Origin of the sequence: Pseudomonas sp. I8001 (assembly GCF_013385345.1) — a bacterium.
In the GTDB taxonomy this organism is placed as follows: Bacteria; Pseudomonadota; Gammaproteobacteria; order Pseudomonadales; family Pseudomonadaceae; genus Aquipseudomonas.
Genome location: NZ_JACAQC010000032.1, coordinates 114,381 through 129,854, shown reverse-complemented (window position 1 = coordinate 129,854; position 15,474 = coordinate 114,381). Strand labels below are relative to the sequence as shown.

Annotated in this window: 17 protein-coding genes and 1 tRNA gene; 5 read left to right on the top strand and 13 right to left on the bottom strand. The window is 57.3% G+C overall.

The window, feature by feature from the left end; translation table 11 throughout:
* The 5 genes from iscU to trmJ form a co-directional block, all read right to left on the bottom strand.
* Positions 1-387, bottom strand: coding sequence for a Fe-S cluster assembly scaffold IscU (gene iscU, locus HX839_RS21400; protein ID WP_003209682.1), 387 nt, complete (start codon positions 385-387; stop codon positions 1-3).
* 102 nt (positions 388-489) lie between these two features.
* Positions 490-1,704 carry an IscS subfamily cysteine desulfurase gene (locus HX839_RS21395; RefSeq protein ID WP_008438290.1) on the bottom strand — a complete coding sequence of 405 codons (1,215 nt, stop codon included), beginning with the start codon at positions 1,702-1,704 and terminating at the stop codon, positions 490-492.
* A gap of 50 nt (positions 1,705-1,754) precedes the next feature.
* On the bottom strand, positions 1,755-2,246 hold the full coding sequence (gene iscR / locus HX839_RS21390; protein WP_177027913.1) for a Fe-S cluster assembly transcriptional regulator IscR: 492 nt from the start codon (positions 2,244-2,246) through the stop codon (positions 1,755-1,757).
* A gap of 302 nt (positions 2,247-2,548) precedes the next feature.
* A complete protein-coding gene (gene cysE / locus HX839_RS21385) occupies positions 2,549-3,334 on the bottom strand; it encodes a serine O-acetyltransferase (protein ID WP_008438291.1) in 786 nt (261 codons plus the stop codon).
* A gap of 2 nt (positions 3,335-3,336) precedes the next feature.
* The gene (gene trmJ, locus HX839_RS21380; RefSeq protein WP_003210307.1) at positions 3,337-4,107 is read right to left on the bottom strand and encodes a tRNA (cytosine(32)/uridine(32)-2'-O)-methyltransferase TrmJ; all 771 of its coding nucleotides are present in this window, start codon (positions 4,105-4,107) and stop codon (positions 3,337-3,339) included.
* Between the two features lie 145 nt (positions 4,108-4,252).
* Here trmJ and suhB point away from each other — a divergent pair, with 145 nt between their 5' ends.
* Positions 4,253-5,068 carry an inositol-phosphate phosphatase gene (gene suhB, locus HX839_RS21375; RefSeq protein ID WP_003175971.1) on the top strand — a complete coding sequence of 272 codons (816 nt, stop codon included), beginning with the start codon at positions 4,253-4,255 and terminating at the stop codon, positions 5,066-5,068.
* A 51-nt stretch (positions 5,069-5,119) separates the two neighbouring features.
* Here the strand turns inward: suhB and HX839_RS21370 are convergent, their stop codons facing one another.
* The 6 genes from HX839_RS21370 to queA all read right to left on the bottom strand — a co-directional run bounded on the left by HX839_RS21370 (position 5,120) and on the right by queA (position 11,199).
* Positions 5,120-5,668, bottom strand: a complete 549-nt coding sequence (locus HX839_RS21370; RefSeq protein ID WP_003210309.1) for a glycine zipper 2TM domain-containing protein — start codon at positions 5,666-5,668, stop codon at positions 5,120-5,122.
* Positions 5,669-5,791: 123 nt separating this feature from the next.
* Positions 5,792-6,706 carry a protein translocase subunit SecF gene (gene secF / locus HX839_RS21365; RefSeq protein ID WP_003210311.1) on the bottom strand — a complete coding sequence of 305 codons (915 nt, stop codon included), beginning with the start codon at positions 6,704-6,706 and terminating at the stop codon, positions 5,792-5,794.
* Positions 6,707-6,715: 9 nt separating this feature from the next.
* Positions 6,716-8,584, bottom strand: coding sequence for a protein translocase subunit SecD (gene secD, locus HX839_RS21360; RefSeq protein WP_003210312.1), 1,869 nt, complete (start codon positions 8,582-8,584; stop codon positions 6,716-6,718).
* Between the two features lie 62 nt (positions 8,585-8,646).
* Complete coding sequence (yajC, locus tag HX839_RS21355) at positions 8,647-8,985, bottom strand: preprotein translocase subunit YajC (protein WP_003175975.1); 339 nt, start codon at positions 8,983-8,985, stop codon at positions 8,647-8,649.
* A 43-nt stretch (positions 8,986-9,028) separates the two neighbouring features.
* Positions 9,029-10,144, bottom strand: a complete 1,116-nt coding sequence (gene tgt, locus HX839_RS21350; protein ID WP_166742186.1) for a tRNA guanosine(34) transglycosylase Tgt — start codon at positions 10,142-10,144, stop codon at positions 9,029-9,031.
* A gap of 5 nt (positions 10,145-10,149) precedes the next feature.
* Positions 10,150-11,199: a tRNA preQ1(34) S-adenosylmethionine ribosyltransferase-isomerase QueA gene (gene queA / locus HX839_RS21345; RefSeq protein ID WP_003210316.1), complete on the bottom strand. Its 1,050-nt coding sequence runs from the start codon at positions 11,197-11,199 to the stop codon at positions 10,150-10,152.
* Between the two features lie 108 nt (positions 11,200-11,307).
* On the opposite strand from queA, the gene HX839_RS21340 reads away from it, so the two are divergent.
* Positions 11,308-11,392, top strand: a tRNA-Leu gene (locus tag HX839_RS21340).
* 94 nt (positions 11,393-11,486) lie between these two features.
* Positions 11,487-11,816 carry a hypothetical protein gene (locus HX839_RS21335; protein ID WP_177067660.1) on the top strand — a complete coding sequence of 110 codons (330 nt, stop codon included), beginning with the start codon at positions 11,487-11,489 and terminating at the stop codon, positions 11,814-11,816.
* Here HX839_RS21335 and HX839_RS21330 read toward each other — a convergent pair.
* Positions 11,813-12,448, bottom strand: coding sequence for a LysE family translocator (locus HX839_RS21330; protein WP_134325800.1), 636 nt, complete (start codon positions 12,446-12,448; stop codon positions 11,813-11,815). The genes HX839_RS21335 and HX839_RS21330 overlap by 4 nt on opposite strands.
* A gap of 157 nt (positions 12,449-12,605) precedes the next feature.
* Here HX839_RS21330 and HX839_RS21325 point away from each other — a divergent pair, with 157 nt between their 5' ends.
* Positions 12,606-12,974 carry a PH domain-containing protein gene (locus tag HX839_RS21325; protein ID WP_177067659.1) on the top strand — a complete coding sequence of 123 codons (369 nt, stop codon included), beginning with the start codon at positions 12,606-12,608 and terminating at the stop codon, positions 12,972-12,974.
* 105 nt (positions 12,975-13,079) lie between these two features.
* Here the strand turns inward: HX839_RS21325 and HX839_RS21320 are convergent, their stop codons facing one another.
* Positions 13,080-14,834 carry a hypothetical protein gene (locus tag HX839_RS21320; RefSeq protein WP_177067658.1) on the bottom strand — a complete coding sequence of 585 codons (1,755 nt, stop codon included), beginning with the start codon at positions 14,832-14,834 and terminating at the stop codon, positions 13,080-13,082.
* Between the two features lie 367 nt (positions 14,835-15,201).
* Here HX839_RS21320 and HX839_RS21315 point away from each other — a divergent pair, with 367 nt between their 5' ends.
* A complete protein-coding gene (locus HX839_RS21315) occupies positions 15,202-15,426 on the top strand; it encodes a hypothetical protein (RefSeq protein ID WP_177020404.1) in 225 nt (74 codons plus the stop codon).
* Positions 15,427-15,474 lie beyond the last annotated feature (48 nt).

Here is a 15,474-nt window from a genome sequence, read left to right as displayed (position 1 = left end):
TTAGATCAAGCCTTTCTTCTGCTTGTAGTCGCGAACGGCCGCCTTGATAGCGTCTTCTGCGAGTACCGAGCAGTGGATTTTCACTGGCGGCAAGGCCAGTTCTTCGGCCAGCTGGGTGTTGCTGATAGTCACAGCCTCATCCAGGGTCTTGCCTTTCATCCATTCGGTCGCCAGGGAGCTGGAGGCGATGGCCGAACCGCAACCGTAGGTCTTGAACTTGGCGTCTTCGATAACGCCAGCTTCGTTGACCTTGATCTGCAGGCGCATAACGTCGCCGCACGCCGGAGCGCCGACCATGCCGGTGCCGACATCAGGGTCTTCCGCGTTCATCTTGCCGACGTTGCGCGGGTTTTCGTAGTGGTCGATGACCTTTTCGCTGTAAGCCATGGTACTGAATCCTCACTCATCAGGGCCGCTCTGGAACCCTGCAAATACGCCTGCGTTTTCCGCCACGTCTTTACAGAGCCTTTTGGGTGGCGGCTTCTATATTTAGTGTGCCGCCCACTCGATCTTGGAAATGTCGACACCGTCCTTGTACATGTCCCACAGCGGGGACAAGGTACGCAGCTTGGTGACGGCCTCGCAGACTTTCTGCGCGGCGTAGTCGACTTCTTCTTCGGTGGTGAAACGGCCGAATGTAAAGCGGATCGAGCTGTGAGCCAGTTCGTCGTTGCGGCCCAGGGCGCGCAGGACGTAAGACGGCTCAAGGGAAGCCGAGGTGCAGGCCGAGCCGGACGAAACCGCCAGGTCCTTGAGCGCCATGATCAGCGACTCGCCTTCGACGTAGTTGAAGCTCAAATTCAGGTTGTGCGGTACACGGGCGGTCATGCTGCCGTTGATGTACAGCTCTTCAAGGTGCTCGACCTGCTTGTAGAAGCGATCGCTCAGGGCCTTGATGCGCACGTTTTCGGCAGCCATGTCTTCCTTGGCCACACGAAACGCTTCGCCGATGCCGACGATCTGGTGGGTCGCCAGGGTGCCCGAACGCATGCCGCGCTCGTGACCGCCGCCGTGCATGGTGGCTTCGATACGTACGCGAGGCTTGCGGCTCACGTAGAGCGCGCCAATGCCTTTAGGGCCGTAGGTCTTGTGGGCAGAGAACGACATCAGGTCGACTTTCAGTTTCGACAGGTCGATATCGACCTTGCCGGTGGACTGAGCAGCGTCGACGTGCAGCAACACGCCCTTGGAGCGGGTCAGCTCGCCGATGGCGGCGATGTCGTTGATGGTGCCGATTTCGTTGTTCACGTGGATCACGGAAACCAGGATGGTGTCTTCACGCATCGCGGCTTCGATCATCGCAGGGGTCACGATACCGTCGGTGGTTGGCTCGAGGTAGGTAACCTCAAAACCTTCACGCTCCAGTTGGCGCATGGTGTCGAGGACAGCCTTGTGCTCAATCTTGGTGGTGATCAGGTGTTTGCCTTTGGTCGCGTAGAAATGCGCCGCACCCTTGATTGCCAGGTTGTCGGACTCGGTGGCACCGGAGGTCCAGACGATTTCACGTGGGTCGGCATTCACCAGGTCAGCGACCTGGCGACGAGCGTTTTCCACTGCTTCTTCGGCTTTCCAGCCGAAAACGTGGGAACGGGACGCCGGGTTACCGAAGTTTCCGTCAACCAGCAGGCATTCGCTCATCTTTTGCGCGACACGCGGATCAACCGGGGTGGTCGCTGAGTAATCAAGGTAAATCGGCAATTTCATGGACTTTCTCCTAAATCAGGCTGGCTGGCGTGCCGTTAGCTCTTCGGCTGTCACTCGACGGCGGACGCTTCAATCTTGTCCAGACGCGGCGCCTTGGTATTGCAACGGCGCTGGTCCTGACGCTGGGCTACTTCTTGCACCTCACGGCGAGTCACAAGATCAGCCAAGCTGATACCACTCAAAAACTCATGGATCTGCAGGCTCAGGTCACACCACAAGTGGTGCGTAAGGCAGGTGTCGCCTGCGTGGCAATCACCCAGGCCCTGGCATTTGGTGGCATCGACGGATTCGTTCACCGCGTCGATCACCTGGGCGACCTGGATGCCCTGCATCTCGCGGGACAATTGATAGCCGCCGCCTGGACCACGAACGCTGGAAACCAGATTGCTGCGGCGCAACTTGGCGAACAACTGCTCGAGGTAGGACAGGGAAATGCCTTGGCGCTCGGAGATATCGGCCAGGGACACCGGCCCATTTTGCGCGTGCAAGGCCAGGTCAAGCATGGCGGTCACCGCGTATCGGCCTTTTGTAGTCAGTCTCATGGACAAGTACCAAGGTGTTTCAGAATGGGAGCAAGTATGCGATTCCCGAGTATTTAAGTCAACTATAAGACCTAGTACTTTAGTCAGGAATACCCGTAAAAAGGGCGCGCGAATCATAGCAGGGCGGGACGGGATGGACCAGCGGGAACAGGGCCAAGCGGGAATTCGGGGCTAATGAAGGTCAAAATGTGGGAGCGGGCTTGCTCGCGAATGCGGTGATTCAGTCAATATATTCGGTGACTGACGCGCAGCTTTCGCGAGCAAGCCCGCTCCCACATGGGTTTTGCAGTGATTGCGAGACTTCAGCCAGCCTTGGTGGCGGCACTTTCGTCCTTGATCTCGGCGAAGTCTTCCTTGCGCAGCTCAGGCAGATCCTTGGCGCAGTAGCTGCTGCCGAGGTCTTTCAGGGCACCGCACATACCGTCCAGCTTGCCGTCCACCGCTTGCAGGTGATCCAGCAACTGACCGATGGCACGCGCTACCGGGTCAGGCATGTCTTCGCTGACGCCATAGGCATCGAAGCCGATCTTCTCGGCCATGGCCTTGCGCTTGGCCTCCTGCTCATCACCCACTTCCGGCTTGACGATGATCCGCCCCGGAATACCGACAACCGTTGCGCCAGGCGGTACAGCCTTGGTCACCACAGCATTGGAGCCGACCTTGGCGCCCGCACCCACGGTAAACGGACCGAGCACCTTCGCGCCCGCCCCGACTACAACGCCATCTTCCAGCGTAGGGTGGCGCTTGCCTTTGTTCCAGGTTGTGCCACCCAGGGTCACGCCCTGGTACAGGGTCACGTCATCACCAATCTCGGCGGTCTCGCCAATAACGATGCCCATGCCGTGGTCGATAAAGAAACGACGGCCGACCTTGGCGCCCGGATGAATCTCAATCCCGGTCAACCAACGGCCGAAGTTCGACACCAGCCGCGCCAGCCATTTCCAGCCCATGCCCCACAAGGCGCCGGACAGGCGATGGATCCAGATCGCATGCATGCCCGGGTAGCAGGTCAGCACTTCAAAGGCGTTGCGCGCCGCCGGGTCACGGTGGAAAACACTCTGGATATCTTCTCGCAAACGCTCGAACATTTTTAATCCTTCCGTTTAAGAAGCTCGCCACGGGCCGCTTTCTGGGTTTCCGTGAGGATGCCACGCAATATATTCATTTCTGCCCGGCTGACCGAGCTGCGTCCGTACAACCGACGCAGGCGCGCCATCAAGTGCCGCGGTTTTTCCGGATCGAGGAACTCGATGGCCACCAGGGTTTGCTCCAAGTGCTCATAGAATCGCTCCAGCTCGTCCATGGTGGCCAGTTCGCCACTCTTGGTCGAAGCAACCTCATCCTTTTCAACCTTGCTTGGCTGGCCTTCAGCGGCCAGCCAAGCCATGCGCACTTCATAGCTCAACACCTGCACCGCTGCCCCGAGGTTCAGCGAACTGAACTCAGGGTCTGATGGAATGTGCACGTGATAATGACATCGCTGCAGCTCTTCATTGGTCAGGCCGGAGTCTTCACGGCCGAATACCAAGGCGATTTCAGCGCCGCCGGCGGCCTCTTCCACGACTTTGGTCCCGCATTCGCGAGGATCCAGCAGCGGCCAGGGGATGCGACGGTCGCGAGCGCTGGTGCCGAGCACGAGGTTGCAGCCGACCAGGGCGTCTTCCAGGGTGGCAACGACCTGGGCTTTTTCGAGGATGTCATTGGCGCCAGACGCGCGCGCATCGGCCTCGTGGTGCGGGAACACCCGCGGCTCCACCAGCACCAGGCGCGTCAGCCCCATGTTCTTCATGGCTCGCGCCACGCCGCCGATATTGCCGGGATGACTGGTATTGACGAGGACGACACGGATGTTTTGCAGCAAGGGAGGCGCTCTCGGACACGGGAAAGGGGAGCAAATCTTACAGAACAGCCTAAGGTTATGCCATGAAAGGTAACGTCGTCCTTCACCTGAAGAAAGTTTCTGCTAGAATGCTCGGCTTTCTTTAACAACCTTAGGTGACACATCCATGCAGCCCATGCTGAATATCGCGCTGCGCGCCGCCCGCAGCGCCAGTGAATTGATCTTCCGCTCCATCGAGCGCCTGGATACCATCAAGGTCGACGAAAAAGACGCCAAGGATTACGTATCCGAGGTGGATCGCGCCGCCGAGCAGAAAATCATCGACGCGCTGCGCAAGGCCTACCCTACCCACGGCATCCTCGGTGAAGAAACCGGTTTGCACAAAGGTAGCGGCGAAGGCGAAGACTACCTGTGGATCATCGACCCACTGGATGGCACCACCAACTTCCTGCGCGGTATCCCGCACTTTGCCGTGAGCATTGCCTGCAAATACCGTGGCCGCCTGGAACACGCCGTTGTGCTGGACCCGGTTCGCCAGGAAGAATTCACCGCCAGCCGTGGCCGTGGCGCTCAGTTGAACGGTCGCCGCCTGCGTGTCAGCGGTCGCACCAGCCTCGACGGCGCCCTGCTGGGTACCGGCTTCCCGTTCCGTGACGACCAGATGGACAACCTGGAAAACTACCTGGGCATGTTCCGCGCCCTGGTTGGCCAGACCGCCGGCATCCGTCGCGCCGGCGCAGCCAGCCTGGACCTGGCATATGTCGCTGCCGGCCGTTTTGATGCGTTCTGGGAGTCGGGCCTGTCCGAGTGGGACATGGCTGCAGGCGCACTGCTGATTCAAGAAGCGGGCGGCCTGGTGAGCGACTTCACCGGTGGTCACGACTTCCTGGAGAAGGGTCACGTGGTTGCCGGCAACACCAAATGCTTCAAGGCAGTCCTGACGGCGATCCAGCCGCACCTGCCGGCTTCGCTGAAGCGCTAAGCGAGCGAGCACAAAAAAGCACCCCTCGGGGTGCTTTTTTTATACCTGGGATTACTGCTGCGGCTGGTTCTGACCGATAACCAGGCGCCCTTCCTTGTCGACGGGGATCTGGTTGCCTGGATCACGATCCATGCGCACGGAGCCTTCCTTGCCGTCCAGGGTGTAACGTACGTCGTACCCGACAACCTTGTCGCTGATGTCATTAACGGTATTACAACGAGTTTGCGTGGTGGTGTAGGTATCGCGGTTCTGCATGCCTTCCTGAACCTTGTTACCAGCGTAACCACCACCGACCGCACCGGCCACGGTGGCCAGCTTCTTGCCATTACCGCCGCCGACCTGATTACCCAACAGGCCGCCCGCCAGCGCACCGACCACCGTACCGACGATCTGATGCTGATCCTGCACAGGTTTCTGCCGGGTTACGGCAACATCCTTGCAGACTTCACGCGGGGTTTTAATCTGGGTTTTCACCGGCTGCACCGCCAGCACTTGCGCATACTCAGGGCCGCTTTTTACCAGGCTGTAGGTGGCAACAGCACCCCCGGCAGTCACACCGACAGCACCCAATACCGCACCAACCAGTAACGACTTGTTCACGTGAACCTCCTGACCATCACAAACGGACCGAACGATCCGCGCTATACCCAGCCTTGGAGCAAAAAAAAAGGCGCGAGTTCAATACTCGCGCCTTATTTGTAACAGCAGATCAACAATCACCCATCAAGGGCGGTCGTCGACCTCCTTGCCGGTGCTGGCAGGAGGGATCAAGTCTTCGCTGTTGAGGTTCAGCCAGATCAGTACCACGTTGGCGATGTAGATCGACGAGTAGGTACCCGCCAGCACGCCGATGAACAGCGACAGCGAGAAGCCCCACAGGTTGTCGCCACCGAACACCATCAGTGCGGCAATCGCCAGCAAGGTGGAGATCGAAGTCGCCATGGTGCGCAGCAGGGTCTGGGTGGTGGAGATGTTGATGTTCTCGATCAACGTCGCCTTGCGCAGCACCCGGAAGTTCTCACGAACCCGGTCGAATACCACGATGGTGTCGTTGAGGGAGTAGCCAATGATTGCCAGCACCGCCGCCAATACCGTCAGGTCGAAGGTGATCTGGAAGTAGGCCAGGATGCCCACGGTCACGATCACGTCGTGGATCAGCGACACAATGGCGCCGACACCGAACTTCCACTGAAAGCGGAAAGCCAGGTAGATCATGATGCCGACCAGCGCCATCAGCATGCCGAGGCCGCCCTGGTCGCGCAGCTCTTCACCTACCTGCGGGCCCACGAACTCGACGCGCTTGACCGACGCCGGGTTGTCGCCGCCGACCTTCTGCAAGGCCTCGGCTACCTGGTGACCCAGTTGCGGGTCTTCGCCGGGCATACGCACCAGCAGGTCAGTGGTGGCACCAAAGCTCTGCACGATAGCTTCGTGATAGCCGGCCTTGACCAGCTCGTTGCGCACCAGGCTAACGTCGGCCGGCTTCTCGTAGGTCAGCTCGATGAGCGTACCGCCGGTGAAGTCCAGACCGTAGTTCAGGCCCTTATGGAACCAGCTGAACAACGCCAGAACGGTAAGGAGCATGGTGAAGCCGAACGCAACGTTGCGAACGCCCATGAAGTTGATTGTACGTAACATGGCAGCCCCTTAAATCCACAACTTCTTGAAGTCACGTCCGCCAAAGATCAGGTTGACCATTGCGCGGGTCACCATGATGGCCGTGAACATCGAGGTAAAGATACCGAGGGACATGGTCACCGCAAAACCTTTGACCGGGCCGGTGCCCATGGCAAAGAGAATCCCGCCGACCAACAGGGTGGTCAGGTTGGAGTCGAGAATTGCAGTAAATGCCCGGCCGAAGCCTTCGTTGATTGCCCGTTGCACGGTCATGCCCGCAGCAATCTCTTCACGAATCCGCGAGAAGATCAGTACGTTGGCGTCAACCGCCATACCCATGGTGAGTACGATACCGGCGATACCTGGCAGGGTCAGCGTTGCACCCAGCAGCGACATCAGGGCCAGCAGCATCACCATGTTGCCCGCCAGCGCGACGGTGGCGATGACGCCGAAGAAGCGATAGATGGCGATGATGAACAGGGAGACGAACAGCATGCCCCACAGTGCAGCGTCGATACCCTTGGTGATGTTGTCAGCACCCAGGCTCGGGCCGATGGTACGTTCTTCAGCGAAGTACATCGGGGCGGCCAGGCCACCGGCACGCAGCAGCAGCGCCAGTTCGGACGACTCACCCTGGCCGTTCAGGCCGGTGATGCGGAATTGAGCACCCAGCGGCGACTGGATGGTCGCCAGGCTGATGATCTTCTTCTCTTCTTTAAAGGTCTGTACCGGTACGTCTTTCTCGACGCCGTCGACCACTTGCTTGGTGTAGGTGGTGACAGGACGTTGCTCGATGAAGATCACCGCCATGCTGCGACCGACGTTGCTGCGGGTTGCGCGGCTCATCAGTTCGCCGCCGTGGCCATCCAGGCGGATGTTCACTTCAGGCGTACCGTGCTCACCGAAACCGGCCTTGGCGTCGGTCACCTGGTCACCCGTAATGATCAAGCCACGCTCGATCAGTGCAGGTGGACGATTGCCTTCACGGAACTCGAACTCTTCTGCAGTAGCACGGGTAGCACCCGGCTCAGCCGCCAGGCGGAATTCCAGGTTGGCTGTTTTACCCAGGATACGCTTGGCTTCAGCGGTGTCCTGCACGCCCGGCAGTTCAACCACGATGCGGTTGGCACCCTGGCGCTGAACGATCGGCTCGGCCACACCCAGCTCGTTGACGCGGTTACGTACCGTGGTCAAGTTCTGCTTGATCGAGTATTCACGGATTTCCGCCAGCTTGGCCGGGGTCATCGCCAGACGCAGTACCGCCTGACCATTGAGGTCGGCCGGAACAATGTCGAAATCGTTGAAGTTCTTGCGGATCAGCGCACGGGCCTGTTCGCGGGTTGCTTCGTCAGCAAAGCCCAGCTGGATGGCACCGTTGAGCTGCGGCAGGCTGCGATAACGCAGGCGCTCTTTACGCAGCAGGCTCTTCACATCGCCTTCGTAGACTTTCAGGCGAGCGTCGAGGGCCTTATCCATGTCCACTTCCAGCAGGAAGTGCACACCACCGGACAAGTCCAGACCCAGCTTCATCGGGTGTGCGCCGATCGCGCGCAGCCATTTTGGCGTGGTCTGTGCCAGGTTCAGTGCGACGACGTAGTCATCACCCATGACCTTGCGCACAACGTCTTTTGCCGGCAATTGGTCTTCTTGCTTGGTCAGGCGCAACAAGCCGCCCTTCGCATCAGCAGCCAAACTTGCCGCTTTAACCTGGATACCCGCGTCGGTGAGCGCTTTGCTCGCACGGTCCAGATCAGCCTGATTGACCTGCAGCGCAGTGCTGGCGCCAGTGATCTGGATAGCCGGGTCATCAGGATAGAGATTGGGAGCGGAATAAATAAAACCGATCGCCAGCACCGCCAGGATCAGTACGTATTTCCACAGAGGGTATTTGTTCAGCATCACGCCGCCCGCTTATAACGCGGGGCGCCTTGCGCGCCCCGTCGATTGGTAAAGGTTGTTACTTAGATCGCTTTGAGCGTGCCTTTTGGCAGCGTGGCAGCGATGGCGCCCTTCTGGAACTTCATTTCTACGGTGTCGGAGACTTCCAGAACCACGAAAGCGTCGGACACTTTAGTGATCTTGCCGGCGATGCCGCCAGTGGTCACGACTTCGTCGCCTTTCTGCAAGCTGCCCAGCAGGTTCTTCTGCTCTTTGGCGCGCTTGGCCTGTGGACGCCAGATCATCAGGTAGAAGATGACCAGGAAGCCGACCAGGAAAATCCACTCAAAACCACCGCCCATAGGACCGGCAGCGGCCGGTGCAGCGGCATCAGCCATGGCATTAGAGATAAAAAAGCTCATTTAGCACTCCAGTTGCAAATAGTGAATCTTAGGGTCGGAAAACTCAGTCCAAGGGCGGCACAGGCAGCCCGCGCTTGGCATAGAAGGCATCGACGAAGGCGGCCAATGTACCCTGTTGAATAGCCTCGCGCAAACCAGCCATCAGGACTTGGTAGTGACGCAAATTGTGGATGGTATTCAACATGCTACCCAGCATTTCCCCACACTTGTCCAGATGGTGCAGATAAGCGCGCGAGAAGTTCTGGCAGGTGTAGCAGTCACAGGTAGGATCCAGCGGCGATTCATCATGGCGATGGAACGCGTTACGGATCTTCAGCACGCCTGTATCGATGAACAGATGCCCATTGCGGGCATTACGGGTTGGCATCACGCAATCGAACATGTCCACACCGCGGCGCACACCCTCTACGAGATCCTCCGGTTTGCCAACGCCCATAAGGTAACGAGGTTTGTCAGCCGGCATCAGGCCCGGCAGGTAATCCAGCACCTTGATCATCTCGTGCTTGGGCTCGCCCACCGACAGGCCGCCGATGGCCAAGCCGTCGAAGCCGATCTTGTCCAGGCCGTCCAGCGAGCGCTTGCGCAAGCTTTCATGCATGCCGCCCTGCACGATACCGAACAGGGCAGCGGTGTTATCGCCATGGGCGTTTTTCGAGCGCTGGGCCCAACGCAACGACAGTTCCATGGAAATCCGCGCGACGTCTTCATCGGCCGGGTACGGCGTGCACTCGTCGAAAATCATCACGATGTCGGAGCCCAGGTCACGTTGCACCTGCATCGACTCTTCCGGGCCCATGAACACTTTGGCGCCGTCCACCGGGGAGGCGAAGGTCACGCCCTCCTCCTTGATCTTGCGCATGGCGCCCAGGCTGAACACCTGGAAACCACCGGAGTCAGTGAGGATCGGGCCTTGCCACTTCATGAAGTCATGCAGGTCGCCATGCTTCTTGATCACTTCGGTGCCCGGGCGCAGCCACAGGTGGAAGGTGTTGCCGAGGATGATCTCGGCGCCCGTGGCGACGATGTCACGCGGCAGCATGCCTTTTACCGTGCCGTAGGTTCCGACCGGCATAAAAGCCGGGGTCTCGACGGTACCGCGAGGGAAAGTCAAACGGCCGCGGCGAGCTTTACCATCCGTGGCCAGCAATTCAAACGACATACGACTCATGATTGTTCCTCTGGGCCGCGCGGCGCCGGATTACGGGTGATAAACATCGCATCACCGTAGCTGAAAAAACGGTATCCGTTATCGATGGCGGCTTGATAAGCGGCCATGGTCTCGGGATAACCGGCAAATGCCGACACCAGCATCAACAGCGTGGATTCCGGCAAATGGAAATTGGTCACCAGGGCATCGACCACATGAAACGGCCGGCCCGGGTAGATAAAGATGTCTGTGTCGCCACTGAACGGCTTGAGCACGCCATCGCGCGCCGCGCTTTCCAGCGAGCGCACGCTGGTCGTACCGACCGCCACCACCCGCCCGCCGCGCGCCTTGCACGCGTCAACCGCATCCACGACGTCCTGGCTGACTTCCAGCCACTCGCTGTGCATATGGTGGTCTTCGATGTTATCCACACGCACCGGCTGAAACGTGCCGGCCCCCACGTGCAGGGTCACATAGGCCGTTTCAACGCCTTTGGCGGCAATCGCATCCAGCAGCGGCTGGTCGAAATGCAGCCCCGCCGTCGGTGCAGCCACCGCGCCCAGGCGCTGGGAATACACCGTCTGATAACGCTCGCGGTCCGAGTCTTCATCCGGGCGGTCTATATAAGGAGGCAACGGCATATGGCCGACGCGTTCCAGCAGCGGCAACACTTCCTCGGCAAACCCAAGCTCGAACAACGCATCATGACGGGCCAGCATTTCTGCTTCGCCACCGCCATCGATAAGGATCTTCGAACCCGGTTTCGGCGACTTGCTGGAGCGCACATGGGCCAGTACGCGATGGCTGTCCAGCACCCGCTCCACCAGAATTTCCAGCTTGCCGCCGGATGCTTTCTGGCCAAAAAGGCGAGCCGGAATCACCCGGGTATTGTTGAAAACCATCAAGTCGCCCGGGCGCAAATGCTCAAGCAAATCAGTGAATTGACGGTGTGCGAGGGCACCGCTGACCCCGTCCAGGGTCAGCAGTCGACTGGCGCGACGCTCGGCCAAAGGATGGCGAGCGATCAGCGAATCAGGGAGCTCAAAAGTAAAGTCAGCAACGCGCATGATGGGGTTCGTCTAGCAGGGCCGGGAAGTCTAGCGGAAATAGTGAAAATTGACCATGAAACGTGATTGACCAACGGTAATCTCATCTCTATACTTCGCCGCCATTGAGCCCTGATGGCGGAATTGGTAGACGCGGCGGATTCAAAATCCGTTTTCGAAAGGAGTGGGAGTTCGAGTCTCCCTCGGGGCACCATCTTAAAAAAAGACCTTGAAATTCAAGGTCTTTTTTTTCGCCTGCAGGAAAGTGATGATCAGCGGGCGAACGCGAGAAAAGAGGAACCTTGGCCATGGAACAGACGCTGGAAGCTGTAGCGCTTTTTGCGCTCAAGCTGGTGCATGAGACCGAAGGCGCGAGCCCGATTCTGCGGGACGACCTGGTCATGGACGGCTATGAGCGGGAGGTGTTTGGCTTGCTGGTGCGCAAGGGCGATATCAACGCCATCCAGCATAAGATCGACGAGTGCCTGGCATTGGCCCTCGAATCCCTGGGCGGTGCACACACCGTGATGGGCCGCGAGCTGCAACGGCTTGCGCTGGATGTACGCCAAGCGACGACACTCGAAGAACTCAATGCCCCGCTCAACGCACTCAAGGATTACCTGAAGGCGATCCTTTAACGCCTGCCTTCGACCGCCATGCGTACAGCCAGGCCCATCAGCACCGAGCCCATCAACCAGCGCTGTACGGTTTGCCAGACCGGTTTGCGGATGAAGAACCCCGCGATCGAGCCCGCCATAAGAGCGATCAGCCCGTTGACACTCACGCTGATCATGATCTGCGTAAAGCCCAGTACCAGCGATTGCGAGAGCACACTGGCGTGCCCGTTGGGGTCGATAAACTGGGGCAGCAACGACAGATACATCACTGCCACTTTGGGATTCAGCAGGTTGGTGACAAAGCCCATCATGAACAGCTTGCGCGGGCTGTCCTTGGGCAAGTCCCGCACCTGGAACGGCGACCGGCCACCCGGCTTCACCGCCTGCCAGGCCAGGTAAACCAGATACAGCGCCCCGCCGAGCCGCAGCGCGTCGTAGGCATAGGGAACCGCCATCACCAACGCGGTGATACCCAATGCCGCGCAGAACATATAGACGACAAAACCCATCGCAACGCCGCCCAGGGAAATCAGCCCGGCCACTCGCCCCTGGCAGATCGACCGCGAAATGAGGTAAATCATGTTCGGGCCGGGCGTCAGCACCATGCCGAGCGAGATCAGGCCGTAGGCAAGCACGCTGGAGAGTTCGGGCATGGTGTGGCTCCTTGACGACGTAAAACCTTGTAATGGCCGGCGGGTTGTTGGCGCCATGGTAGGTCGATAAAAGGAACGCCGTTAGATACAGATCCGCGAGCAAAACGTCATACACCGGTACCGGCATCTGCTGCACCACTCACCCAAGGAAAGGCACATGATCGACTTCAACAACAAAGGCTTCTTCAAGCTCAAGCAGAACAACGAATACGCCGAGCGCGTTTCGTCATTGCTGCTGGATGATGAGCAGGTCATCGATTCCTATAAGGCCATGCGCGATGGGGTGGTGTTCACCACCAAGCGCATCATCGCCGTGAACGTGCAGGGAGTTACCGGCAGCAAAAAGGATTTCACGTCCCTGCCGTATAAAAATATCGTCGCGTATTCGGTGGAATCCTCCGGGACGTTCGATCTGGATTCGGAGCTGGAGATTTACTTTTCGGCGGTGGGGAAAGTGAAGTTTGAGTTCACGGGGAAGACGTCGATTGTTGAGATATCGAGGGTGATTTCCCGGCATGTGCTTTGAACCAATGCGCTGCTCAGGACTACCTGAAAAAACCATTGAAGAAGCCAGCCTTGCCCGTGATCGGACCTAAACAATCACGCCCGCTCAGGGGCAAACCACTGGACGTCATAACAGTTTGCAGATCACGTCCAGCTCATCGAAAACAAAGCGCGTATTAGCCCTGCAATAGACATCATAGTGCTCGGTCATCTGCCTTCCGCTCTGCGACTGGTTGAAGTAAGCGTCTACCATCTCCTGAGGCCGATGCATCCGTGGTTTGCTCAACACTCGCTCTTCGGTAATGTGTTGATCTTTTCGAACCTGCACCCGCCCATCACGTAGAATATTCCGAAGCAGATTCCACTCATAAAAGAAAATACCATCCAGTTCATAAAAGTTCAGGAAGGGGATATTGTGCAACAATACAAAGTGACTATTACCTGCGTGAGCACCGGCCAGGCCATGCTGGCTCAGTTTCTGGCGAATACTTTCATCGGAAATAGTGCCCCTTAGCACGGCCAACTGCCTGACAAAGCCGGTACGAAAATTAGCATTAAGAAATAGCTGGCACTGCTCCGAAAGATAGGTTGGAATTTCCGATAATTGATATTTAACCTGAATAAAGTAATAAATATCATCCTCTAGGTCCCGAACCACCAAATCAATATCATACCCCTTGATTTTCGCATTATTGCCCGGCTTGAATTCCCCAAACACTTCCAGACGTGGATCGTTGAGTTTTTTAATGTAATTTAAAACGTAATCTTTTTCGAAGCCGGCTCCGAGCAGTTGGCCAAAGTCCGCCTCTTTCCCATTGATGGTTGCGGTACCTAGCAAGTACCTGACGAATTTTCTCAACCCATACTTAAAGTTCAGCGCTCCCCGCACATAAACGCCGCCCTTGTATTCTATGAAACTGCTGGCGGAGTCCAACGTTGGTGCGCGTCCGGCCAAGGCACTGTTGATCATATCCACCGTGGCAGGACTGACAATAGTCCTCAGGTAAGCTTCATCGGTTGTACGTTCGCCCGACATCACACGCAGCTCCAGGTGAACGGCAAAATCGACTATTTCTCGCAAGTAATGATACTTGGGATGCCGTGTCATGGCGGCGGACAAGTACTCCGAATGTATAGACAGGCATTTATCGAGAGTCTGATCCACCAGAAGCCCACGCAAATCCGGATTCAAACGGCCATATTTCTGCAACAGTTCCGCCATGTCATACAATGTGCGTGTATCACTGATTTTAGAATTAGCCTCAGTAACCTCCGCCAACCAATACCCCTTGATCCGTCGCTGTAGTTTCGCGGTAGGTACAATGTGAAGAGTGCTCCCAACCAACCTGGCAGTCAGAAGCCCATGCCCCATGAGAAAATAGATTTCACTGAGGTAATAACACAACCACAAGTTAGCATTCTTCAGGATGGATAAGTTATGTACGGCTCGCAGCTGCAGGTTTTCGGCAATCCTGTTGCACGTATATTCAAGCGCCGCCCATGTGTAGGCTTTACTAAAATCAGCGTACGTATCACTTCCCGACGCTGATGACGCACCATGACCTGCAGACGCCACCTCAATCCTGAAATAGCTACCCAGTTGATCTGTGAACCGGTTAACCGTATTAGGGTTGAGCGGTGTGTTGTCTTCGAAGAGATACTGCGGCAGCGATTGTCGGGCCTGTTCCAGGTTTGCCTTAAGTTTCTCCCAGAGTATTGCCTGAACCTGTTCGGGACAAATCAGCCGACGCAGTGCGGGTATTTTGTAAAGCATTCGACTGCGCCAGGTGAGACGTTTGCCAGCTGGCGGGAGGGCAGTCGTGTTCGCCATAGGGTCATGCAAAAAGGCAAGTAGTTGCGGGTCTACATCTTCATAAATCATCAACTGGCGTCCTGTCCAATTTCCACTGAGGGCAGGCACTCGCCTTATCCCTATCGGTTATGGCGCACGACCCTAGCATATCGACACACCGGTTTTTCGACGCCTGCACGCGAACTGGAAGCTTCCTACACCTGATTAGGAGGTGAGCACCCATTCAGAAAGTGAGTTTTCCCACGCACACCATCGAACAACGGGAATTTCAGGTTCGCCTCCGCCCTCATAGGCTCGCTTCCTTGTACAGGGAAGTGAGCAGCCATGACAGAGCGCGCGTATCCAATTAGCGAAGAAGAACAGCTGAAGCGGCGAATTTCGATCCGATAACGGGTGAAGAAACTAAAGACACAGATGACTTGAAAAGAGTAAAGCCGTGAAGCACTTGATATACGTTGTGCCTATAAGTAGCGACAACATTTCAGCTGAAATCTCCCTCAATGTGAAAGCTGAAGATTTGCGCACCATCATGGGTTGGCAGACAGAGAGTGACGGCGTCTACGACTATCTGCTTACAGCAAATCAGATCAAGGTCATTGAAAACCTCACGTCACAGGTTCTTCCAAAAAATGCGTCGCTCTACCTCGCCTGTGACGAGTGAAATCAATCTCAACATTAGAAACTTAGGGGTCGGAAACTTAGGGGGGCA